Source organism: Salinimicrobium maris (assembly GCF_049680855.1).
GTDB lineage: Bacteria > Bacteroidota > Bacteroidia > Flavobacteriales > Flavobacteriaceae > Salinimicrobium.
The window spans coordinates 1,078,954-1,099,773 of the sequence record NZ_JBMPGS010000001.1; the positions used below are offsets into that span (position 1 = coordinate 1,078,954).

The 20,820-nt window shown below is 41.8% G+C and carries 20 protein-coding genes; 15 read left to right on the forward strand and 5 right to left on the reverse strand.

All coding sequences use genetic code 11. The annotated features are described in order from the left end of the window. Positions 1 to 8 precede the first annotated feature (8 nt). Both ACOV1Q_RS05115 and ACOV1Q_RS05120 read left to right on the forward strand, forming a co-directional pair. Positions 9 to 2,225 (forward strand): S41 family peptidase, encoded by a 2,217-nt coding sequence (locus ACOV1Q_RS05115; RefSeq protein WP_424493285.1) that lies wholly within the window; start codon positions 9 to 11, stop codon positions 2,223 to 2,225. A 457-nt stretch (positions 2,226 to 2,682) separates the two neighbouring features. Further along, positions 2,683 to 2,844, forward strand: coding sequence for a hypothetical protein (locus tag ACOV1Q_RS05120; RefSeq protein ID WP_424493286.1), 162 nt, complete (start codon positions 2,683 to 2,685; stop codon positions 2,842 to 2,844). Positions 2,845 to 3,009: 165 nt separating this feature from the next. On the opposite strand, the gene ACOV1Q_RS05125 is transcribed toward ACOV1Q_RS05120, so the two are convergent. Genes ACOV1Q_RS05125 through ACOV1Q_RS05135 form a run of 3 tightly spaced genes read right to left on the reverse strand, consistent with a single transcriptional unit; the run spans position 3,010 to position 6,298 of the window. Beyond that, a complete protein-coding gene (locus tag ACOV1Q_RS05125; RefSeq protein WP_424493287.1) occupies positions 3,010 to 3,948 on the reverse strand; it encodes a pyridoxal-phosphate dependent enzyme in 939 nt (312 codons plus the stop codon). Positions 3,949 to 3,986: 38 nt separating this feature from the next. After that, positions 3,987 to 4,913: a 2-hydroxyacid dehydrogenase gene (locus tag ACOV1Q_RS05130; RefSeq protein ID WP_424493288.1), complete on the reverse strand. Its 927-nt coding sequence runs from the start codon at positions 4,911 to 4,913 to the stop codon at positions 3,987 to 3,989. A 20-nt stretch (positions 4,914 to 4,933) separates the two neighbouring features. Continuing rightward, the gene (locus ACOV1Q_RS05135) at positions 4,934 to 6,298 is read right to left on the reverse strand and encodes an acyl-CoA dehydrogenase family protein (protein WP_424493289.1); all 1,365 of its coding nucleotides are present in this window, start codon (positions 6,296 to 6,298) and stop codon (positions 4,934 to 4,936) included. Positions 6,299 to 6,530: 232 nt separating this feature from the next. Between ACOV1Q_RS05135 and ACOV1Q_RS05140 the strand changes: the two genes are divergently transcribed. The 6 genes from ACOV1Q_RS05140 (at position 6,531) to ACOV1Q_RS05165 (ending at position 11,546) form a co-directional block, all read left to right on the forward strand. Then, a complete protein-coding gene (locus tag ACOV1Q_RS05140; protein WP_424493290.1) occupies positions 6,531 to 7,133 on the forward strand; it encodes a phosphatase PAP2 family protein in 603 nt (200 codons plus the stop codon). A gap of 75 nt (positions 7,134 to 7,208) precedes the next feature. Beyond that, positions 7,209 to 8,876, forward strand: a complete 1,668-nt coding sequence (locus ACOV1Q_RS05145) for a TlpA family protein disulfide reductase (protein ID WP_424493291.1) — start codon at positions 7,209 to 7,211, stop codon at positions 8,874 to 8,876. 30 nt (positions 8,877 to 8,906) lie between these two features. Further along, on the forward strand, positions 8,907 to 9,356 hold the full coding sequence (locus tag ACOV1Q_RS05150) for a cytochrome c oxidase assembly factor Coa1 family protein (RefSeq protein WP_424493292.1): 450 nt from the start codon (positions 8,907 to 8,909) through the stop codon (positions 9,354 to 9,356). A gap of 46 nt (positions 9,357 to 9,402) precedes the next feature. Beyond that, complete coding sequence (locus ACOV1Q_RS05155) at positions 9,403 to 9,942, forward strand: DUF1697 domain-containing protein (protein WP_424493293.1); 540 nt, start codon at positions 9,403 to 9,405, stop codon at positions 9,940 to 9,942. Between the two features lie 199 nt (positions 9,943 to 10,141). Beyond that, complete coding sequence (locus tag ACOV1Q_RS05160; RefSeq protein WP_424493294.1) at positions 10,142 to 11,011, forward strand: SDR family oxidoreductase; 870 nt, start codon at positions 10,142 to 10,144, stop codon at positions 11,009 to 11,011. Positions 11,012 to 11,165: 154 nt separating this feature from the next. Further along, a complete protein-coding gene (locus ACOV1Q_RS05165; RefSeq protein ID WP_424493295.1) occupies positions 11,166 to 11,546 on the forward strand; it encodes a PH domain-containing protein in 381 nt (126 codons plus the stop codon). A gap of 179 nt (positions 11,547 to 11,725) precedes the next feature. On the opposite strand, the gene metK is transcribed toward ACOV1Q_RS05165, so the two are convergent. Both metK and ACOV1Q_RS05175 read right to left on the reverse strand, forming a co-directional pair. Next, entirely contained in the window at positions 11,726 to 12,979 is a 1,254-nt protein-coding gene (gene metK / locus ACOV1Q_RS05170; protein WP_424493296.1) for a methionine adenosyltransferase, read from the reverse strand. 312 nt (positions 12,980 to 13,291) lie between these two features. Beyond that, positions 13,292 to 13,927, reverse strand: coding sequence for a hypothetical protein (locus ACOV1Q_RS05175; RefSeq protein ID WP_424493297.1), 636 nt, complete (start codon positions 13,925 to 13,927; stop codon positions 13,292 to 13,294). Positions 13,928 to 14,657: 730 nt separating this feature from the next. Here ACOV1Q_RS05175 and ACOV1Q_RS05180 point away from each other — a divergent pair. The 7 genes from ACOV1Q_RS05180 (at position 14,658) to ACOV1Q_RS05210 (ending at position 20,775) form a co-directional block, all read left to right on the forward strand. Then, complete coding sequence (locus tag ACOV1Q_RS05180) at positions 14,658 to 15,950, forward strand: O-acetylhomoserine aminocarboxypropyltransferase/cysteine synthase family protein (protein ID WP_424493298.1); 1,293 nt, start codon at positions 14,658 to 14,660, stop codon at positions 15,948 to 15,950. Positions 15,951 to 16,031: 81 nt separating this feature from the next. Further along, positions 16,032 to 17,042: an alpha/beta fold hydrolase gene (locus ACOV1Q_RS05185; protein WP_424493299.1), complete on the forward strand. Its 1,011-nt coding sequence runs from the start codon at positions 16,032 to 16,034 to the stop codon at positions 17,040 to 17,042. Beyond that, positions 17,005 to 18,078 carry a homoserine dehydrogenase family protein gene (locus tag ACOV1Q_RS05190; protein WP_424493300.1) on the forward strand — a complete coding sequence of 358 codons (1,074 nt, stop codon included), beginning with the start codon at positions 17,005 to 17,007 and terminating at the stop codon, positions 18,076 to 18,078. The genes ACOV1Q_RS05185 and ACOV1Q_RS05190 overlap by 38 nt, the downstream gene beginning before the upstream one ends. 27 nt (positions 18,079 to 18,105) lie before the next feature. Beyond that, entirely contained in the window at positions 18,106 to 19,266 is a 1,161-nt protein-coding gene (locus tag ACOV1Q_RS05195) for a trans-sulfuration enzyme family protein (RefSeq protein WP_424493301.1), read from the forward strand. A 96-nt stretch (positions 19,267 to 19,362) separates the two neighbouring features. Continuing rightward, positions 19,363 to 19,785 carry an RrF2 family transcriptional regulator gene (locus ACOV1Q_RS05200; RefSeq protein WP_424493399.1) on the forward strand — a complete coding sequence of 141 codons (423 nt, stop codon included), beginning with the start codon at positions 19,363 to 19,365 and terminating at the stop codon, positions 19,783 to 19,785. 107 nt (positions 19,786 to 19,892) lie between these two features. Next, positions 19,893 to 20,144, forward strand: a complete 252-nt coding sequence (locus ACOV1Q_RS05205) for a DUF2061 domain-containing protein (protein WP_424493302.1) — start codon at positions 19,893 to 19,895, stop codon at positions 20,142 to 20,144. Between the two features lies 1 nt (position 20,145). After that, positions 20,146 to 20,775 carry a phosphoadenosine phosphosulfate reductase domain-containing protein gene (locus tag ACOV1Q_RS05210; RefSeq protein ID WP_424493303.1) on the forward strand — a complete coding sequence of 210 codons (630 nt, stop codon included), beginning with the start codon at positions 20,146 to 20,148 and terminating at the stop codon, positions 20,773 to 20,775. Positions 20,776 to 20,820: the final 45 nt, after the last annotated feature.

Consider the following 20,820-nt stretch of genomic DNA (forward strand, 5'->3'; position numbering starts at 1 on the left):
TTAAAAATATGAAAAACCTATTGTTACCTCTAATGCTGGCTCTCTACCTGGGCTCAAACGCTCAATCTTTGGAAAAATTCAACCTGGATTTTGAGAAAAAGGGAAGTACAACAGCTTTATCGCAAGGCTGGATTAAATGGGGAAGCTATGAAGTAGGGACAGATGAAATTACAGTCTTTTCCGGTGGTACTTCAGGCTGGATTGATTCCGGTGAGAATGAGGGTTCGTTTGGAAGTATTGCCTACAGCCTCCCTGCTGCTTATAAAGGAAAGGAGATCACTCTTGAGGGCTACATGAAAACAGAGTCGGTTACCAATGGTTACGCCGGATTACTACTTCGTATTGATGGGAATAGAACTGCGCTTGAATTTGACAACATGCAATCTCAGAAGATCGATGGAAGCAGGGATTGGACGAAATATTCAATCACCCTGCCTTTTCCTGAAAAAGCCGAGAAGATCTATATAGGAGGTTTGCTTACCGGAAGTGGTAAAGCCTGGTTTGACAGCTTTAAACTTAGCATAGACGGGAAAGATGTGCAAACGCTTAAAACAGTGGAAGCTCCGGTTTTTAAGGCACATCTTGATAAAGAATTTGATACGGGTTCCAGAATCCATTTTAAAGAAATAAATGCTTCTAAAATCAATGACCTGGCTTTGCTGGGAAAGGTGTGGGGCTTCTTAAAATATCACCATCCTCAAATCGCCGCGGGTAATTGCAATTGGGATTATGAGCTTTTCAGGATACTTCCGGAGTACCTGGAAACACAAAATGCTGCTGAAAGGGACCAGCTACTGGTCAACTGGATAGATGCCTTAGGGGAAATTCCGCAGTGTCAAAACTGCAATGAGACTAGCAAGATGATATATTTAAGACCCGATCATTCCTGGATGAATGGAGAAGGAATAAGCAGTAGCTTAGAAGAAAAACTGCAGGATGTTTATCAAAACAGGAACCAGGAAGAACATTTTTATATAGGCTTCGCACCCGGAGTGGGAAATCCGGAGTTCAAAAATGAACAGGCCTATGCAGATATGAGTTTCCCCGATGATGGTTTTCGATTGCTGGCGTTGTACAGGTACTGGAACATGATTCATTACTTTTTTCCAAACAGGCATTTAACAGAGAAGAACTGGAACGAGGTTCTTGCAGAATATATTCCTGGTTTTATAAATGCTGAAAACGAACTGCAATATGAACTTGTCGCACTGCAGCTTATAGGAGAAATTCATGATACCCACGCTAATCTTTGGGGTGGTGGAGACAAAGTGGATGAATGGAAAGGAAGGAACTATGCACCTTTGCGTGCTGAATTTGTTGAGGATAAACTGGTAGTGACAGATTATTATAATCCCGAGCTCAAAAAGACGAACTGGCCTGAAATTGGAGATGTTATTACGCACATAGATGATAGAAAAGTAGAAGCAATTGTAGAAAATCTTGAAACTTATTATCCTGCTTCCAATCAACCTGCCCGTTTACGAAATATGGCAGGAGATCTCTTGAGATCTCCATTAAGGGAGCTGGATATTCGCTTTGTTTCTAAAACCGGAGCGCAACAGGAAACAATCAGGCTTTATGAAAGAGATAGCCTTAACATGTACGGGTGGTATAAAAAGGAAGATGAAAAATCATACCGACTTTTAGAGGATAATATTGGGTATGTAACGCTTGGCAGCATAAAGGAAAGTGATCTTTCCGAAATAAAGAAGGAGTTTAACGATACCGATGGCATCATCATTGACATCCGGAATTACCCCTCCACATTCGTTGTTTTTTCCTTAGGCTCCTGGTTCACATCTTCAGAAGTGCCTTTTGTGAGATTCTCCAAAGGGAGTTATAAAAATCCCGGTGAGTTTACATTAACCAATCCTCTTAGTTTACCGGCCTCCAATGCCACTTACCAGGGAAAACTACTCGTTTTGGTGAATGAAGAAACCCAGAGTAGTGCAGAGTATACGGCAATGGCCTTTAGGGCGGGCGACAATACGACGGTGATTGGCAGTACGACCTCGGGTGCCGACGGGAATGTTTCTTCAATCATGCTTCCCGGCGGATTAAGAACCATGATCTCCGGAATTGGAGTTTATTATCCTGACGGGCGGGAAACCCAGCGCGTGGGGATCATCCCAGATATTGAAATCAAACCCACCATTGAAGGAGTTCGAAACGGAAAGGATGAAGTCCTGGAAAAAGCGGTCGAAATCATTAAAGAAAAGAATTGAATGAGTAGTATTAGGAAATGCAGCCTCTTTGATACTTTTCTAAACTTAAAATGATGGCATTAAAAAACTTTGCTGGTGTTCTTCTTTGTTTTTGTGGTGGTTTCTATACTGCTGGAAATATATATCTTTAATGAAATATTTTCTTTGATTCTTTTGATGAAAGCCTCTTTTGCAGGTTTGATTGCTACTGGATTTGTGTATCTCCTAAAAAAGATGGCGTCCAGATAGCCTTATTTGCTAAATTATCCCCAGAAACAGCGAAGAATTTATAATACCCTCTTTCACAAAAATTTGCAGTTTTTTAAAGATTTTTCTTACAATATTTTTTGGCTCCAATTTTTGTGCTTATTTTAGACCACCCTACATGATAAATTACAAGTTGCTAAGACTGGAAAAAGCCCCTTTTCTTTTGTCTTTCCAAGCTTGTTGGCTTAAAATCAATGTAAAAAGGGGAAGAATGAATCTCGTAAGAATTCTGGGTTTCCTGCTGTTCATGGCAGGAATTGCAATTGGCTACTATTTTGATGATAAAAACCTGCATTTCCTTTCAGGAGCTTTAATTGGTGCCGGAGGAATTTGGATGGTGCTCGGCAGGATTAGAATGACTTCAAAAGAATAGAAAGCTGCAGTTAGTAATCGTCGTGCTATTCAAAAGCGTGGGTAATTTTAGTGTCTCATGATTTTCGTGATGATAAGATCCTGAAATAAATTCAGAGGGTGACGGGTAGAATTTAATTTCATACAGCCCTGCGATTGCAGCACTTTTCTTTCTTCAAAAAAAGCTTTAAAAAGGTAAATTTTGAAGATCTACATTACCACCCGTAAGTATGATCCCGACCTTCCTGTCTCTGAATTTCTCTTTTTCTCTTAAAACTCCTGCCAGCGCCACCGCACTCGAAGGTTCAACCACAATTTTCATTCGCTCCCAGATTAGTCGAAGCGCCGTAATTATTTCTTCCTCTTCGACCCGTATGATCTCGTCTACATATTTTTTTATGAGAGGAAAATTTTTGTCTCCCAGCTGAGTTCGAAGTCCGTCCGCCATCGTGTCGGTGGTTTCATTGGTTTCAATTTTTCCGCTTTGAAGGGAACGATAGGCATCGTCGGCTTTAAAAGGTTCGGTTCCAATGCTTTTGCATTTTTCCGAGAACAGTGTGGCAGCCAGCGCTGAACCGGCTGTAAGTCCGCCGCCGCCCACCGGCGTCACTAAATAATGAAGTTCTGGGTAATCCTGAAGCAACTCAAGGGCCGCTGTACCCTGGCCGTAGATCACATCTAGATCATTCGAGGGATGCACGAAAGTTGCTCCGGTTTCTTCTATAATTTTTTCTGCAGCTTTCTCGCGCGCCGGGAGATTGGGAGCGCAAAGGGTGATTTTGCCACCATAAGCTTTTACAGCATCCTTTTTTACCTGTGGTGCCGAAGACGGCATTACAATATAGGCGGGTACCCCAATTTTCTTGGCTGCAAGGGAAACCGCCTGTGCGAAATTTCCCGAGGAGTGGGTCACCACGCCTTTTTGCTGTTGTTCAGCCGAAAGGTTTAAGATTACAGCGGCTGCGCCCCGCATTTTAAAAGCTCCCATCTTTTGAAAATTCTCGCACTTGAAGAATAACTCAGCTTCTGAAATCTCATTAAGTAGCTGCGAAGTGAGCACCGGCGTGCGGTGAATGTACGGCTGAATCTGTTGGTGGATCGATTCAAGTTCGTTCAATGATATCATGCTGTTTTCTTTAGATGCAGTATTGAAAAATGTATTTTTTAATAACCTTTTTGTTTATCAACGACATTTTTAAGGGGCTCGTGCGCCTTCATGCGTTCATAATTTTCCAGCACCTGCGAGACTACAGAAGATGGCTTGGTAACGCTGGCAATATGTGGCGTCACCTGTACCTTTTCATGTTTCCAGAAAGGATGGTCCTTGGGTAAAGGTTCTGTCCTGAAAACATCCAGTGCGGCTCCCGAAAGTTGTTCATTGTCCAGCATTTTTAGTAAATCCTCTTCTACCAGGTGTTTGCCGCGAGCGACATTGATGAGGTAGGCACCTTTTGGTAACTTCTGAAAAAGGTCTTTATTCAGGATGTTTTCCGTTTGCGGAGTCAGCGGTAAAAGACAGATTAAAATGTCACTTTTGGATAGAAATTCATCCAGTTCCTCTTCTCCTGAATAAACTTTTATATCCTGAAGGTCTTTTTTTGAACCTGCCCAACCAATGACTTCAAAATTATTATCGACCAGTTTTTTGCCAACGCTTGTTCCCAGTTCACCCATTCCCATGATGCCTACGGTAATTTCCTGAATGCGTTGGTAGCTCTTAGGTTTCCATTCTTTTTCCTGCTCAAAATACTGGTGCAGTGATAAATTCCGAAGCTTGTTCAAGACCAGCGCCAGGACAAATTCTGCCATGTCTTTTGCGAGCTGTTCATCTACAATGCGGGTGATTTTTGCCATTTTTGGAAGTTGAGGGTCCCGCAGAATATGATCTACGCCTGCACCCATAGAAGCGATGACCTTTATATTTGGAAATTCTTCGAAAACCCCCGAAGGATGATTCCACACAAGTGCATATTCTACTTCCTCTTTGTTTTCTACTTCGGGATAAAGTTCAACTTTAAGGTGGGGTTTATTTTCTGCTAATGCTTCTGTCCAGGCTTTAGGATCCCGGTCGCTTATTATTACTATTGACATTAAATTGTAGTTTTTTTGTTTTAGCTCACGAATGCACTGTAGCCAGTAATAGCCCGGCCCACGATGAGCGAATTAATTTCTTTGGTGCCTTCATAGCTGTAAATTGCTTCGGCGTCGGCTACAAAACGTGCCACATCATATTCAAGTAAAATTCCATTGCCACCCATAACTTCGCGGGCGCGGCTTACCACGTCGCGCATTCTCATGCTGCAGTAGACCTTGGCCAGGGATGCATGCTCATCTTTTAGCAGTCCCTGGTCCTGCAGTTCACTAAGCCTATAAACCATGGTTTGCATAGCTGTTAGATTGGAGAGCATTTCTACCAGGTGATTTTGTACAAGCTGATAAGAGGCGATAGGCCGACCGAACTGTTCTCTTTTCTTGGTATATTTTAAGGCGCTTTCATAGGCACCACGGGCGCAGCCTACAGCCTGCCAGGCCACTGCGGCTCTTGTCATTCTTAGTACATTTGCGGTGTCTTTAAAAGAATTGGCGTTCTGGAGTCGGTCGCTTTCAGGAACTTTGCAGTCGGTAAGGGTGATGAGTGCATTTTGCACGATCCTTAAAGCCATTTTGTCTCGCATTTTTTCGGCTTTAAATCCCGGGTTTCCTTTTCGGACCAGGAATCCTTTTACCTGGTTGCTTTCCTCATCTCTGGCCCATATGATGATGACATCGGCAAAAGTGGCATTTCCAATCCACTTTTTCTGACCGTTGATCACCCAGTTCTCCCCATCAAAGCGGCAGGTAGTTTCGAGTCCGCCGGCAGCCCCAGATCCTACGTTGGGTTCAGTAAGTCCAAAAGCACCAACTTTTTCCAGTTTTTGCATCTTTGGCAGCCATTCCTGCTTTTGCTCTTCACTTCCGCAGAGGTAAATGGAACCCATAGCCAGGCCGCTGTGAACCCCAAAAAAGGTAGAAACCGAAACGTCTACCCGCGCGATTTCCTGGGCAATAATGCCTTCCATTAAAAAGGACATGTTGGGGCAGCCGTACCCTTTGTAAGCGACCCCGGTGATGTTTAATTTTTTGAACTTTTCAATGATTTCAAATGGAAATTTTGCCCGGTTCCAGTGGGAATTTACCAGTGGCCGCACTTCGTCTTCCATGAAATTACGAACCTTCAACTGTAGCTCTCGTTGCTCTTTTGTCAATTTGAGGTCGAGGTCGTAAAAATCACCGTCAATGGGAGGAAGATCTGCCTGGCCCTTTCGGCGTTTGGTCTTCAACATTTTCATTAGGCCCTTCAATTGCTGGTCGTCCAGCGTTCCCAGCGCCTTCATGGCTTCAGAAAGATCGATCTTTTCATTAATTTTCGCGAGTTGATCCAGGTCGACCCCTTTTAAAAGGTTGATCGTATTTTTAACTTTTCCGAAGAGCGACATAAGCAGTGGTTTTGAATTCGAATAAAATTAGACATTTTAGAGCAACTTCCTGTTAAGGATTTTAGAAGAAACGGGGTAGCAGGTTTAGGAACCTTTAGCTTTGTGCACTTTTATAGGATGGGAAAAATCTTCAATGTTCTTAAAAAGAGGACCAGGAAATGGCATTTTGAAATAGATTTTTTATAATATTCAAAGATTCATCCCGTTGAATTTAAAATTAGGATTGTTCCGCATGCAAAAAAGAGAAATTTCAGGAGGTTTTAGCATTTTCAACCAAATCAAATATTTTTTCATTTTTCTATTCTTTGGTTTTCTTTTTCTGAAGCCTGCCACTGGCAATGCGCAGTTAATAGATCCTGAAAGCAGCAGCATTGAAAAATCTGGCGATGTTATTCTACTGGCACTTCCTGCTGCTACGGGGTTAACAACGCTGATTTTGGAAGACAGGCAGGGAACCTGGCAGTTTGCCAAGAGCTTTGCCCTCAACGCTGCGGTTACCACCGCTCTTAAATATGGCGTAAATAAGCGCCGGCCTTTTAACAGTGGCGGACAGGCTTTTCCATCTGGGCACACTTCCATCACATTCCAGTCGGCGGCCTTTATTCACCGGCGCTACGGCTTTAAATACAGTATTCCCGGCTATCTTTTAGCAGGTTTTACGGGTTACAGCCGAATTCACGCCACGCGACACGACGGCTATGATGTACTTGCCGGTGCGGTGGTGGGAATTGGAAGTTCCTTTCTCTTCACTACTCCGTATGAGCGGGAACATATGGAGCTCAGCTTTAGCAGCAGCGATGATCTTTACCTGCTGGGCTTTACTTATAAGTTTTAAAAGGTAAATTTTCTTCGGAAGGGAGAAAGCTACAAAAGAAGATGCTTAAAATACCATTTTTGGATCTGTTTCTAGATGAAATTGCTTGGAAATGCCAAAAAGTGGCATTTTTACTTATCTTTAGGAGATAACTTTCCTGTGATGAATTCAAACCTTTCAGCAAAATTCCTGTTTTCCTGTTCTTTCGTTTTCCTGTTCCTTAGTTGTAAAGAAAAAAAGGAACCTGAAGAAACTTCTTTGGTAGAGGAGGCCAAAATTGTAGAAAAAGAGGAAGCCAATGCTATATCAAATCATGTAATATTTACGATAACCACAGATGATAAATACGGGCTGGATGGCCTCACATTGCTTGATTATTCTAATTTCTTCGGAAGCCAGCCGCAAGGACTTCCGCGGGATACTTTTAAAGATGCCGGAGATTCTGTTCAATTTGTGCTAAAAGAGATTCGGCAGCCGCAGCTGATGGAAATCTTCAACATGGCCGAAACCCAAAACAGCACGAGGTTTTTAGTGACACCGGGAGATACGATTAAACTTCAATACCAAAACGGCACGTTCAAATTCTTCGGAGATAATGCCGCACATTACAATTTTTATGCGGGGCTTGACAGTAACGATTATGCCCAAAATCCGTATCGTGGAAATTTTCAGAAGTACAAGGCCTCTACCGAGGATATTTACAACCGGCGAAAAGCGTATTTTAAGAAATACCTTGAAGAGAATTTAGAGGTTTCCGAAGCTTTTAAAGAACAGGTTGCTGCAGAATTGAAATATGAATATCTCTATAATCTGGTCGCGCCCCGTACGATTAAAGCTAAAGGCCTGGAAGGAATTTATTTCAACAATATGGAAGGCATTGCCGCAATACTTACGGGTACACGCAGAGGTAACGAACAAATGCTGGATCTCCAGGCTTATTTTGATGGAGTTGACATTGAAGATTTGCAGCATCCTGAACTTGTAAATAATGATTATTTCAAGCGAAACCTGGTAGATTTGGTAAGGCATTATTTTGCGCAAAATGAAGTTCCCGGCTATACCAGGGAAAATCTCAAAAGAGAATTGACTTTCATTAGAAACAATTTTTCGGAAGAATTAAAAACCGTAGCTACGGGAAAATTGCTTTGGGAATATCATCGCAAGGATTTTGGAAGGGGACGTGAAGACAGAAACTTCTTTCAAGAGAGGATAACAGAATATAAAAAGCAAAATTTACCACCTTCATACCTTGAGGAAATTTCTATAATAGAGGAGGAGCTGGCGCTTATGGATAGCAACCTTCCCACGGAAATTAGAAATGAAAAACTGGTAAGCCTCCAGGGAGATACCTTAACGATGGGCGAGGTTATGGATCGAGCCGAAGGAAAAATAAAATATCTAGATTTTTGGGCCAGCTGGTGCCCGCCGTGTATAGTCGATTTTACAAATTCCCAGGAATTTAAGGAGCGTCTTACTGCTGAGAAAAATGTGGAGTTCATTTATATTTCCGTAGAAAAGGATAGGGAGCGCTGGCAGAAAAAATCTGCTTTACTTAAAGAAGTGTTAGCCCCGGGGGAGCAGTACAAAATTTTAAATGTCGAAAATTCCAGGATTCTTACATTTTTGAAAATTCGTGGGTTGAATGAAGTTATTTCTGTGCCAAGGTACACGGTTATGGATGAAAGTGGGAAGATAATCTCTGCAAATGCACCGCGCCTTTTAGATTCTGTTTCGGTGAAAGAACTTTTAAAAATAAGCGAATAATCCCCTTTTTTAAATAGGAAAGAACCTGTTATGAACCAAATCAATTCACAAAGAACCTGGTGGGAACAAAATATGAAATGGTTTGTGCCCCTGGCTGGCGTTCTCATTCTAATAACCGGCTTCTTCATTCACTGGACTTTTGGCAACGTCTTCAACAATTTTGCACAGGCTTATGCCGAAGATGAACTGGTGGAAAAGGCCGTAGCGCAAGTCCGGGAAAATGAGCGCGTGCAACAGGTGCTGGGCGAAATAGCACCCGTTGATAAAATGGCTATTTTTAACGGTGCGGTGAAATATTCAAATGACAATAATTCTGTAGATCTCACCATCAAGATCAAGGGCGCTAAAACCAATGCGATGCTGGATATTTCTGCAGAAAGGGCAGGTGAAAGCTGGAATTACGAGCTGATCCAGGTTCGTGTGAAAAATCCGCCGGAAAAGAAACAAACTATTAAAATTACCGGAGCAGGAGAAGATTAAATGTAGTTCCAAATTAAGCAGAAAAAGGGTTCTAAAACATTCAAAAATGACAAAATACGTTGCTATTTTAAGAGGTATAAATGTAGGCGGGAAAAGAAAGATCCTGATGAAGGACCTCAAGCTGCTGTTTGAAAAATTGGGTTTCAACGAGGTGCAAACCTACATCCAAAGCGGGAATGTGATCTTCTGCGGAAACGAAATTATTTCGGAAGTAACAATTTCAGAAGAGATCGAGCAGGCAATCCTCGAAAAATTTGGTTTTGAAGTGCCGGTGATCATTAGAACTTCAGATGAATTCGAAAAGATCTACTCCGAAAATCCTTTTTTACCTGAAACGGATATTTCCCGGCTGCACGTTACTTTTTTAGGTGATGTTCCTGAAGATGAAAATGAAGAAAAGCTCAAAAATTTGGATTTCTCACCAGATTCTTTTCGGCTTATTGGAAAAAATATATTTATTGACTGCGCCGGGAAATACCATAAAACCAAACTCAGCAATCAGTTTTTTGAAAGTAAACTGAAAGTAAAGGCCACTACCCGCAACTGGAAGACGGTTTTGAAGTTGTTGGAGATGACAAAAGTGTAGAAAACAGCTGATGTAAAAGTAATGGTTTCAAAAACCATTTTTGGATCCTAATGTTTTAAGAAAATGCACTTGAAGTTTAGTAAAGTTTTATCAGCTCCTTTAGGCGCTCAATAAAACGAGAATTTTAATTTTAAGGGAAAGTGCTAAGGGTGAATTGGAAGTTCAGCATTAGTGAAGTAAAACAAATAAAATTGCAATTATGGAAGATCCAAAACAAAAACATCCACAACCTCCATATCCTGAACAAAGACAGGAGGTGCCAGGCAAGGAAGAAGAAATGAATCCCAAAGTAGATCACGGGGAAGAATCTTATAAAGGTTCTGGTAAACTGGAAGGTAAAAATGCTGTCATTACTGGGGGTGATTCGGGAATTGGCAGGGCAGTGGCTATTGCATTTGCACGTGAAGGAGCAAACGTGCTTATCTCATATTTAGAAGAACATGAAGATGCCAAAGAAACCGCAAAATGGATTGAAAAAGCAGGAAAGAAAGCTGTCCTAGTAGCAGGTGATGTGAGTCAGGAACAACAATGTCGTAAGATCGTGGAGCGTGCCGTGGAAGAATTCGGCCAGATAGATATCCTGGTGAATAACGCTGCGTTTCAAATGGCGCACGACTCGGTACAGGAGATCTCCAGTGAGGAATGGGATTACACTTTTCGCACAAATATCTATTCCATGTTCTACCTTTGTAAAGCTGCCGAGCCTCACATGAAGCCGGGTAGTACAGTGGTAAATACCACGTCGATCAATGCTTACAAGCCGCATCCTAAATTGCTTGCTTATGCGGCGACAAAGGGAGCGATTCAAAATTATACGGCAAACCTGGGGCAAATTTGGGCAGAAAAAGGTATACGTGTGAATTGTGTGGCTCCGGGACCAATTTGGACACCACTGATTCCTTCAACAATGCCACAGGACCAGGTGCAATCCTTCGGAAAGGATTTGCCGCTGGGAAGAGCAGGGCAACCTGCAGAGCTGGCGCCAAGCTATGTGCTGCTGGCTTCTGAAGATTCCAGCTATATGACCGGTTCAACCGTACAGGTAACGGGAGGATCGCCCACTATCTAGAAATTACTTCAGCATAAAATGAGCAGCCCTGCAGGATTTAGTGTTCTAAACATGAAGTCCTGAAAAGGGCTTTTTTGTTAAGGAATTCTAGAAAGTTTATATGGTAAATCTGCTTTGTTTCCTACATTGGGCTGAAATTCAAACATACACACCTATGGGAATATTTTCTTCAATACTGGGAAATGCAGGGACAGTAGATAATGACAAGCTGCAGAACGATTATGGTAAACTCCTCATCGAACAGGAAACCATCCATGTGGGTTTCAAGCTATTGCGAGACACCTTTATTTTTACAAACAAAAGATTAATTTTGGTAGATGTTCAGGGGCTTACAGGCCGAAAAACTGAATATTTCTCTGTTCTATATAAGAGCATTTCGCGGTTTAGTGTTGAGACCTCCGGCACTTTTGACCTGGACGCAGAGCTAAAAATATGGATCTCGGGTGAGCAGCAACCCAGCATCTCGAAGAGGTTCAATAAATCTGTAAATGTGTATGACGTGCAAAAGTTGCTTGCAACACATGTGCTTCAGTAATACATGTTTTTAGAAATACCTTTAGAGAATAGTAGCAGTAAATAAAAAAACTGTTGGAAAAGTAATATGTTTAGTCAAGCTGAACTTGTTTCAGCTTCTTTTGATGAGAGCCTGAAACAAGTTCAGGAAGACGTTTCACATTAATCTCCAACAGTTTTCTTTATATTTTTTGAAAAAAATTATAGCCCGAAAGCCTCTTTTACCTTGTCTGTGTAATCCAGTTTTTCCCAGGTAAAAAGTTCGACCTCTCGAGTAATTTTTCCGTTATACGGACTTTCAAAAATTTTGGTGATCTTGCGGGATTCTTTCCCCATGTGTCCATAGGCCGCAGTTTCCCGATAAATAGGGTTTCGAAGTTTTAATCGCTTCTCGATCGCGGCAGGTCTCATGTCAAAAATATCTGCAACCTTGCGGGCAATTTCCCCGTCTTTTAAATCCACTTTTGCAGTTCCATAGGTTTCTACTGCTATAGAAGTAGGTTCTACTACTCCAATGGCGTAAGAAACCTGTACCAGGACCTCATCTGCAACTCCGGCAGCCACAAGGTTTTTTGCCACGTGCCTTGACGCATATGCTGCAGAACGATCTACCTTACTGGGATCTTTTCCTGAAAATGCACCACCGCCGTGTGCTCCTTTACCACCGTAAGTATCGACTATGATCTTTCTTCCGGTGAGGCCGGTATCACCGTGGGGTCCTCCAATTACGAATTTTCCCGTAGGGTTGATATGATAAGTGATGTCGTCGTTAAACAGTTTCTTTACATAATCAGGAAGTTGTTCCTGTACCCGCGGAATGAGGATCTTAATGATATCTTTTTTGATCTTCTCGAGCATCCTGCTATCATCCTCATCAAATTCATCGTGTTGGGTGGAAACGACAATTGCAACGATACGTTGAGGAACGTTGTCGTCGCTGTATTCAATCGTCACCTGGCTTTTCGAGTCTGGCCGAAGATAAGAAATTTCCTTTCCTTCTCTTCTTAATTTGGCAAGCTCAATAAGGATTTTGTGAGAAATATCAAGCGCAAGCGGCATGTAGTTTTCCGTTTCATTAGTGGCATAACCAAACATCATTCCCTGGTCTCCTGCACCCTGTTCTTTATCTTCACGGTCTACTCCCTGGTAAATTTCCTGTGATTGTTCGTGAATAAGAGAAATCACACCACAAGAATCGCCACTAAACTTGTATGCGCCTTTGGTGTAACCTATATCATTAATTACTTCCCTGGCAATGTTTTGAACATCGAGATATGTATCACTTCTTACTTCACCGGCAAGTACCACCTGTCCCGTAGTAACCAGGGTTTCACAGGCTACCTTGGATTTTTCATCAAATGCGAGGAAGTTGTCGAGTAATGTATCACTAATCTGGTCTGCAATTTTATCCGGGTGGCCTTCAGAAACACTTTCCGAAGTAAATAAATAAGCCATGCTTCTTGTTTTAAAATTAAATTTTAAGGATAAAATTTGACGTGAAGGGCTAGAGGAGTTTTCACTGCTTTAGCATTTTATGAGGGTTGCAATCAGTCAAATCATTCCCTGTAATAAATCAGCAGCAAATGTATAAAAATTAGATTGAATCTTCCTTTCAGTTTAACTTCTTTTTAGACCTGTATGTTCACGAGAGCCTTTAGCAGAAGCTATGAAAAACTTTCAACATGTTTGTACGAATGAGCTGTAAATAAAAAAGCTTTCCAAAAATGACATTTTTGGAAAGCTTTTGTAAGTTAGGTGATCGCAGGATTATTCAAAATCTTCAACTGCGCTCTCTGCCCGTGATCTTGGCAGGGAAACTATAATACCCAGATTTACACCAAGAGAATTTTGATAATTGTCATTTCCTCCACCTGCAAGTCCGTTATATTTTACGGTTGCTTCAAGAGCTACATTGCTATTCAAGAAGTAAGAATAACCGGGTCCAAATCCAAAGGCAAAACCATTGGTGGAATCTCCGCCTTCAATGTTACGCCCGGCAATACCCGCCTGGGTTTCAATAAAAAATTGTCCTGCAGGAACGCTGTCGCCCAAATCAACCTCTGATGGAGTGAGGTAATACCTACTGAAGGCCTGTACCCCATAAAGAAAAGTATTGGCCGTATCATCATCGTCTCCTGCGGCGTTGTTATAACCCAAATTTACGATGGCACCGGCAACAAAATCGTTGCTAAAGAAATACCCTATTTTTGGGCTAATACCAATATTATATCCTGAATCTTCATCAAGCCCCAGGTTGAGGCCAAACAGTCCATTGGTAGATGAAGTAGCAATACCACTACCTATATCTGTACCTAAAAGGATATTACCTTCCTGTAATTGAGCGTGTGCATTTTGTGTGATTCCAACAATAAAAAATGTTGCTAATAGTAAGATCTTTTTCATAATTATAAATTTTGATTGCCCTAAAAGGGTAATTTTCGTTGGGAACAAAGTTATGGACTAAGGGATTCCTGCAAATTTTTTTAATAGTTTTTAGTATACCTTTTGCGTTTTCTGTTAAAAGCAAAAGCAGACGGAAATGCTTGACTTTTCAGGGGATGTGGTGCTTTTTACAAATTCATTCTCAGCATCTTGGAAGGGCTTTTTGGACAGGAATTTTCAACTTATTTTCAATAAATCAGAAAATAAATTTGTTTTCTAATATTTTCTGTCGTTAACTTTGCTTCAGACAAAAAAAGAAATGAACCAGGTAATTTGTAATATGATGTGCATGATGTGGAAAAACTCCGCAGCGCGTCTTATTGCATGATCCTGAAAAGATAAATTGTAAAAGCCGCTGCCGACCGCAGCGGCTTTTTTTGTTTATAGAATTTTTTCTTCCCAAGAGGAGGAAGGAGCATAAAAAACCATTCTGAACTTATTTCAGGATAATTAAAGAAAAGACAATGATACCAATAACAGCAATAGCAATTATGATGATGTGTATGATGATGAACATGTGTATGATGTACGCACCGCAACGCTATTGCCAGAAAATTAGGATTTAGTTTAGTTTTATAAAGTTCAATTCTAAAATCCCCCTGGCAAACCGGCCAGGGGGATTTTTTTTTAAACAATCCTACAAAAGCAGAATTATCTTAAAAATAAATCACAACCATTAAAACTTTCAATTATGAGCACTCAAAAATTTGCAACAAACGCATTACACGCAGGACATGACGTAGCCGCCAACGGCGGAACCCGCGCAATTCCCATTTACCAATCTACTTCTTATGTCTTTAAGAATTCAGATCATGCTGCCAACCTTTTTTCACTTGCTGAACCGGGTTATATCTACACCCGCATAAATAACCCGACAAACGATGTCCTCGAGCAGCGCCTGGCTGCACTCGAAGGAGGAATTGCCGCGGTAGTGACAGCTTCAGGAACGGCGGCGATCAATACGACTTTGCTCACGCTGCTAAGGGCAGGAGATCACATTGTGGCATCCAGCAGCCTGTATGGAGGAACCTATAATCTTTTAAGTGTTACCTTACCGCGCTTCGGGATCAACACCACTTTTGTAGATCCTTCCAATCCTGAAAATTTTAAAAAGGCAGCAAAAGAAAATACTCGAGTCTTCTTTATTGAATCCCTGGGAAATCCGAAGCTCGATGTGTTGGATATTGAAGGGATCTCAAAATATGCAAAAGAGCATAAGGTGCCGTTAATAGTGGATAACACAGTCGCAACTTCTGCTCTTGTGAAACCTATAGAGCACGGTGCAGATATCGTTATCCATTCTCTCACAAAATATGTAAACGGAAACGGAACTGCACTGGGAGGTGTTATTATTGACGCCGGAAAATTTAACTGGGCAAACGGTAAATTTCCTGAGTTTACAGAGCCTTCTCCCGGTTACCACGGCCTCGTATATCATGAAGCACTTGAGGAAGCAGCATTTATTGCCAAGGTGAGAGTGGAAGGACTGCGCGACCACGGTGCCGCACTTAGTCCGTTTAATGCTTTTCAGATTTTACAGGGGCTGGAGACATTGGAGATTCGTATTAAAAAACACAGCGAAAATGCACTTGAACTTGCAAAATGGCTGAAGGAACAACCCGAAGTAAAGTGGGTGAATTATCCGGGGCTGGAAGACAGTAAATACTATGAACTTGCCAAGAAGTATCTGCCAGACGGGCAAAGCGGTGTACTTACCTTCGGTGTGGAAGGCGGTTTTGAATCGGCTAAAGTAGTTGCCGATGAGACTAAGATATTCTCTCTTTTGGCAAACATAGGCGATAGTAAGTCCCTTATTATTCACCCCGCAAGTACCACCCACCAGCAGTTAAGCGATGAACAACAGACATCTACAGGAGTAACAAAAGATCTCATTCGTCTTTCTGTTGGACTGGAGGATATAGACGACCTGAAGAATGATCTGAAAGAGGCTTTTTCAAAAATTGGTAAAAAAGTATTGAGTTAGTATAAATTGTGTTGGTTGTGTGGCAACAGGAAGATCAAATGAGTTTTCTTCCTGTTGTCTTTAACAAAAAAAAACAGAAACATGCTTCAGGAAATAATTATTCCTTTATTTAAAAATTCCGCAGGAACGGTTCAAAAAATAGCATTAAATTATCAAATTTTTGGACAGCCTCTGGGAACTGCGCCTGTGGTACTGGTGAATCATTCCCTTACTGCAAATTCGCAGGTGACAGGGGAACAGGGTTGGTGGAACAGCATTGTAGGGCCAAGACGCTGTATTGACACAGAAATTTTCAGCATTATTTCTTTTGATATTCCCGGGAACGGTTTTGATGAACAAAGGGAGCACCTTATTCACAACTATAGGGAATTCAGCTTAAATGATATTGCACAAATATTTCTTACCGGTCTAAATGAACTTGGAATTCACAAGCTCTTTGCTGCCATTGGAGGTTCTATTGGCGGGGCCCTGGTTTGGGAACTCGCCGTACTCGCGCCCAAACTTATTGAAAATTTGATTCCAATTGCTACAGATTTTAAAGCGACAGATTGGATTCTTGCGCACTGCAAGGTACAGGACCAGATTCTCAATAATTCCGTTACGCCGGTGCAGGATGCCCGGCAGCACGCCATGACCTTTTATCGTACTCCGCAATCATTTACACAAAAATTCAGGCGCAGTAAAAATGAAAGTCTGGAGTTTAATGTGCACAGCTGGTTGTCGCATCACGGGGAAAAGCTGGAAAAGAGGTTTCAGCTGGCTTCCTATAAATTGATGAACCACCTTCTTACCACGATAGACATTAGCAACGGGACAGGAAATTATCTGGATGCAGCTGCGAATATCAAAGGAAATATACATATCATAACGATAGACTCGGACTGGTTCTTTCTTGCAGAAGAGAACTGGGAAACCTACGTGGAGCTTTCCCTCATCAAGGACAACATCAGCATTAATGAAATAAAATCCATTCATGGTCACGATGCCTTTTTAATTGAAAACAGGCAGGTGGCGAAGTTTCTAAAACCAATTTTTCAACCGGAAAAACATAAAAATGAAGAAGATAAATATCGTACTCTTTGGAACGGGTAACGTGGGAAGTACATTAATAAATCAAGTGCTGGCGGCAAGGGAGAACCTGCAGCTGGAGCAGGATTTGCAGGTGAACATTCCAGTAATTGCGAATTCCACAACTGCTTTTTTTGATCAGCAAACGGTGACTCCTTCCTGGGGAACAGATTTTCAGGCTTTTGGATTTCCGTATAAGCTGGAGGAGATCATTCACTTGGTAAAGGAGCAGGGTTATGAAAATCCTGTAGCCATAGACGCGACTGCCAGCGAAACTTTCGTTGATCATTATAAGCTCTTAATTGAAGAAGGTTTCCATATCATTGCGGCAAATAAAGTTGCGAACACACTTTCTTCGGAATTTTACGAGGACCTGCGGAAAGCGCTCAAAAAGCACAAAAAATTCTTCTTTTATGAAACCAATGTAGGCGCAGGCCTTCCAATAATCCAGACGTTGCAGGGATTACACCAAGCAGGCGAGAAGATCACCCGCGTGCGAGGCGTGTTTTCAGGTTCCCTGAGTTATATTTTCAACACCTTTTCTGAAGGAAGCAAAAATTTTTCAGAAATCTTGACGGAAGCGGAAGAAAAAGGTTTTACAGAGCCAGATCCACGCGTAGATCTTTCGGGTAAAGATGTGGGCAGGAAGCTGTTGATCCTGGCGAGAGAACTAAAGCTGAAAAAAGAGCTTTCCGAGATCAAAATTGAAGATCTGGTGCCAAAACATTTGAACGGAAAAAGCTCGGTGAAAGATTTCCAGAGCAAAAAGCAGGATCTTGATAAGGATTTCAGCAGAATCAAGTCTGAATTAAAGGAAGATGAGGTGCTAAGACATGTGGGGGAACTGGAAATAGCCAGTGGAAAGCTCGAGGTGAAGCTCGTAAAAGAGAGTAAAAAATCCCCTTTTGGAAGCCTCAGGAACGCCGATTCTTCGTTTGAAATTTATACCGAATCCTATGGCGACCAGCCACTGGTGATCCAGGGTGCCGGCGCAGGAGCAGCGGTTACGGCCAGAGGAGTGGTGGCAGATGTGCTAAGGTTATCGGAAAGGTTGAATTAGAATCCTAATCGAACTAAAAGCAAAAATATGCACATTGAAACTGAAGCGATAAGGACCCAGATGGAAAGAACGCAGTACTCTGAGCACTCAGCGCCGGTGTACCTCACTTCCAGTTATGTTTTTGAAGACGCCGAAGAGATGCGGGCTTCTTTTTCTGAAGAAAAGGAAAGGAATATTTACAGCAGGTTTTCCAATCCCAACACTTCAGAATTTGTTGAGAAAGTAGCCAAAATGGAAGGCGCAGAAGCCGGCTATGCTTTTGCTACGGGAATGTCTGCGGTGTTTTCCACGCTTGCGGCGCTCTTGAACAGCGGAGATCATATAGTTTCAGCCAGATCTGTTTTTGGTTCTACACATAGCTTGCTGACAAAATATTTTCCTAAGTGGAACATCACGCACAGCTATTTTAATGTAAATGAACCTGAAAGAATAGAAGACTTCATTAAACCTGAAACTAAAGTCATTTTTGCTGAAAGTCCGACGAACCCGGGCGTGGACATTTTGGATCTGGAGCGGCTGGGAAAAATAGCGAAAAAGCATAAGCTTCTGCTCATAATTGATAATTGTTTTGCGACGCCTTATCTGCAGAATCCCATCAAATATGGCGCAGATCTCGTTATTCATTCCGCCACGAAATTAATTGACGGGCAGGGCCGGGTTTTGGGCGGAGTCACAGTGGGAAGTTCAGAATTGATCAGGGAGATTTACTTTTTTTCAAGAAATACAGGGCCTGCCTTATCGCCTTTCAACGCCTGGATCTTGTCAAAGAGTCTGGAAACCCTTCCGGTAAGGCTGGAAAAACATTGTGAAAATGCTCTAAAAGTGGCAGAATTTCTTGAGAATTCAGAAAAAGCAAAGCAGGTGAAATATCCTTTTTTGAAGTCGCATCCGCAGTATGAGATCGCAAAGAAACAGATGAAGTTAGGTGGAAATGTGGTTTCCTTTGAAATAAAAGGAGGACTGGAAGCTGGCAGAAAATTTATTGATAAGGTGCAGCTGTGTTCAAGATCGGCTAACCTGGGAGATACCCGCACGATCGTTACGCATCCTGCTTCTACGACCCACAGCAAATTAAAAGAAGAGGAACAGCTGGAAGCCGGAATTACGCCGGGACTTATAAGAGTTTCAGTAGGACTCGAGCATGTAGAAGATATTATTAACGACCTGGAACAGGCCTTAAAAGTTTGATCTATGGAACTCGCTGTAGAATACCTTCCAAAAATGGCTTTTTTAGATCATTTTCTGAACGAATCGCAAAAGAGATTTATTAATTATCTTCGCCTCATGCTTTCGAAGAAAACCAAATACGGAATCAAGGCGCTGACTTATATTGCGAAGAAATCGGAAAGAAAACCGGTGCAGACAGCTGAAATAGCTAAAAGCGAGAACATTTCACAGAAGTTCCTGGAAAGCATCTTGTTAAGCTTACGAAAATCTGGTTACCTGGGATCTAAAAAGGGCAAAGGCGGCGGATATTATTTGATCAAGGAACCGAAGGAGATTCAAATGACCAATGTGATCCGCGTGCTGGAAGGACCCATTGCAATGCTTCCTTGCGTAAGCTTAAACTACTACGAAAAATGCGAAGACTGCCCAGACGAAGAAACCTGTTCTGTACATGCATTAATGATCCAGGTAAGGGACAGCACATTGAAGGTGCTGGGCAATAATACTTTAGCAGATATTTCCTCAAAAAAGGAATTTTAAGAAAATAAGAACCTAAAAATATCTTCTTAATAACAATTTATGTGAAAATGAAGATTACTTTTGTTTTAAAACCTAGTTACCCGATAGGGTAATAGAATTAAAGAGAGATGATAATTGACCAGGCAAAAGCAAAGAACAACTATGAAAAGGACAGAGTTTCAGAAAATCCATTGCGAAGTATTTTGAAAACAATAAGCTGGCGAATTGTTGGCACCCTCGATACCATTGGGATTTCCTGGCTGCTAACGGGAGAAGTAGAGACCGCTTTGGCAATTGGCTCTGTAGAACTTGTGACAAAGATGATCCTGTATTTTGGACATGAACGATTGTGGAATAAAATAAAATTTGGGAGGAACTAATATGAAAAGGTACACAGAAGAAGAATTAAAAGTATTGAACAAACAGCTGCAGGGAATTCCTCCAGAAGAGATTATCCAGTGGCTTATTTATAAAAGCGAAAACCCTGTGGTGACGACAAACTTCAGGCCGTATGAGGCTGCAATATTATATGCTTGTTCAAAAGTAGAACACGGTATAAAAGTGATTTGGTGCGATACAGGATACAATACTCCGCAGACCTATCGGCACGCAAAGGAGGTGATCGACAAGCTTGGTTTAAACGTGAAACTGTACGTTCCGAAGGAAACATCGGCTTTTAGAGATGCTATGTTTGACGGGATTCCTCAGGTAGATGATCCCAGACATGAAGAATTCACGCGCCAGGTAAAGCTGGAGCCTTTCCAACGAGCAATGAAGCAGGAAAAGCCAGATGTATGGTTCACCAATTTGAGAAAGGGGCAAACGACTTTCAGGAACAGTATTGGCGTGCTAAGTTACAGCAAAGACGGAATCCTGAAAGTAAGTCCGTTCTACCACTGGAGCGATGAAAAGCTTGATGAGTATTTGAAAAAATATCACCTGCCAAACGAATTCAAATATTTTGATCCTACAAAGGTGCTGGCCAACAGGGAGTGCGGTCTTCACGCCTGAAGATTTTATTAATTCCAGTTCAAAATGCCATTTTACAATAACATC

Coding starts and splice junctions, on each gene's coding strand:
- ACOV1Q_RS05115 (WP_424493285.1), top strand. CDS start 9: ATGAAAAACCTATTGTTACCTCTAATGCTGGCTCTCTACCTGGGCTCA.
- ACOV1Q_RS05120 (WP_424493286.1), top strand. CDS start 2,683: ATGAATCTCGTAAGAATTCTGGGTTTCCTGCTGTTCATGGCAGGAATT.
- ACOV1Q_RS05125 (WP_424493287.1), bottom strand. CDS start 3,948: ATGATATCATTGAACGAACTTGAATCGATCCACCAACAGATTCAGCCG.
- ACOV1Q_RS05130 (WP_424493288.1), bottom strand. CDS start 4,913: ATGTCAATAGTAATAATAAGCGACCGGGATCCTAAAGCCTGGACAGAA.
- ACOV1Q_RS05135 (WP_424493289.1), bottom strand. CDS start 6,298: ATGTCGCTCTTCGGAAAAGTTAAAAATACGATCAACCTTTTAAAAGGG.
- ACOV1Q_RS05140 (WP_424493290.1), top strand. CDS start 6,531: ATGCAAAAAAGAGAAATTTCAGGAGGTTTTAGCATTTTCAACCAAATC.
- ACOV1Q_RS05145 (WP_424493291.1), top strand. CDS start 7,209: ATGAAATTGCTTGGAAATGCCAAAAAGTGGCATTTTTACTTATCTTTA.
- ACOV1Q_RS05150 (WP_424493292.1), top strand. CDS start 8,907: ATGAACCAAATCAATTCACAAAGAACCTGGTGGGAACAAAATATGAAA.
- ACOV1Q_RS05155 (WP_424493293.1), top strand. CDS start 9,403: ATGACAAAATACGTTGCTATTTTAAGAGGTATAAATGTAGGCGGGAAA.
- ACOV1Q_RS05160 (WP_424493294.1), top strand. CDS start 10,142: ATGGAAGATCCAAAACAAAAACATCCACAACCTCCATATCCTGAACAA.
- ACOV1Q_RS05165 (WP_424493295.1), top strand. CDS start 11,166: ATGGGAATATTTTCTTCAATACTGGGAAATGCAGGGACAGTAGATAAT.
- metK (WP_424493296.1), bottom strand. CDS start 12,979: ATGGCTTATTTATTTACTTCGGAAAGTGTTTCTGAAGGCCACCCGGAT.
- ACOV1Q_RS05175 (WP_424493297.1), bottom strand. CDS start 13,927: ATGAAAAAGATCTTACTATTAGCAACATTTTTTATTGTTGGAATCACA.
- ACOV1Q_RS05180 (WP_424493298.1), top strand. CDS start 14,658: ATGAGCACTCAAAAATTTGCAACAAACGCATTACACGCAGGACATGAC.
- ACOV1Q_RS05185 (WP_424493299.1), top strand. CDS start 16,032: ATGCTTCAGGAAATAATTATTCCTTTATTTAAAAATTCCGCAGGAACG.
- ACOV1Q_RS05190 (WP_424493300.1), top strand. CDS start 17,005: ATGAAGAAGATAAATATCGTACTCTTTGGAACGGGTAACGTGGGAAGT.
- ACOV1Q_RS05195 (WP_424493301.1), top strand. CDS start 18,106: ATGCACATTGAAACTGAAGCGATAAGGACCCAGATGGAAAGAACGCAG.
- ACOV1Q_RS05200 (WP_424493399.1), top strand. CDS start 19,363: ATGCTTTCGAAGAAAACCAAATACGGAATCAAGGCGCTGACTTATATT.
- ACOV1Q_RS05205 (WP_424493302.1), top strand. CDS start 19,893: ATGATAATTGACCAGGCAAAAGCAAAGAACAACTATGAAAAGGACAGA.
- ACOV1Q_RS05210 (WP_424493303.1), top strand. CDS start 20,146: ATGAAAAGGTACACAGAAGAAGAATTAAAAGTATTGAACAAACAGCTG.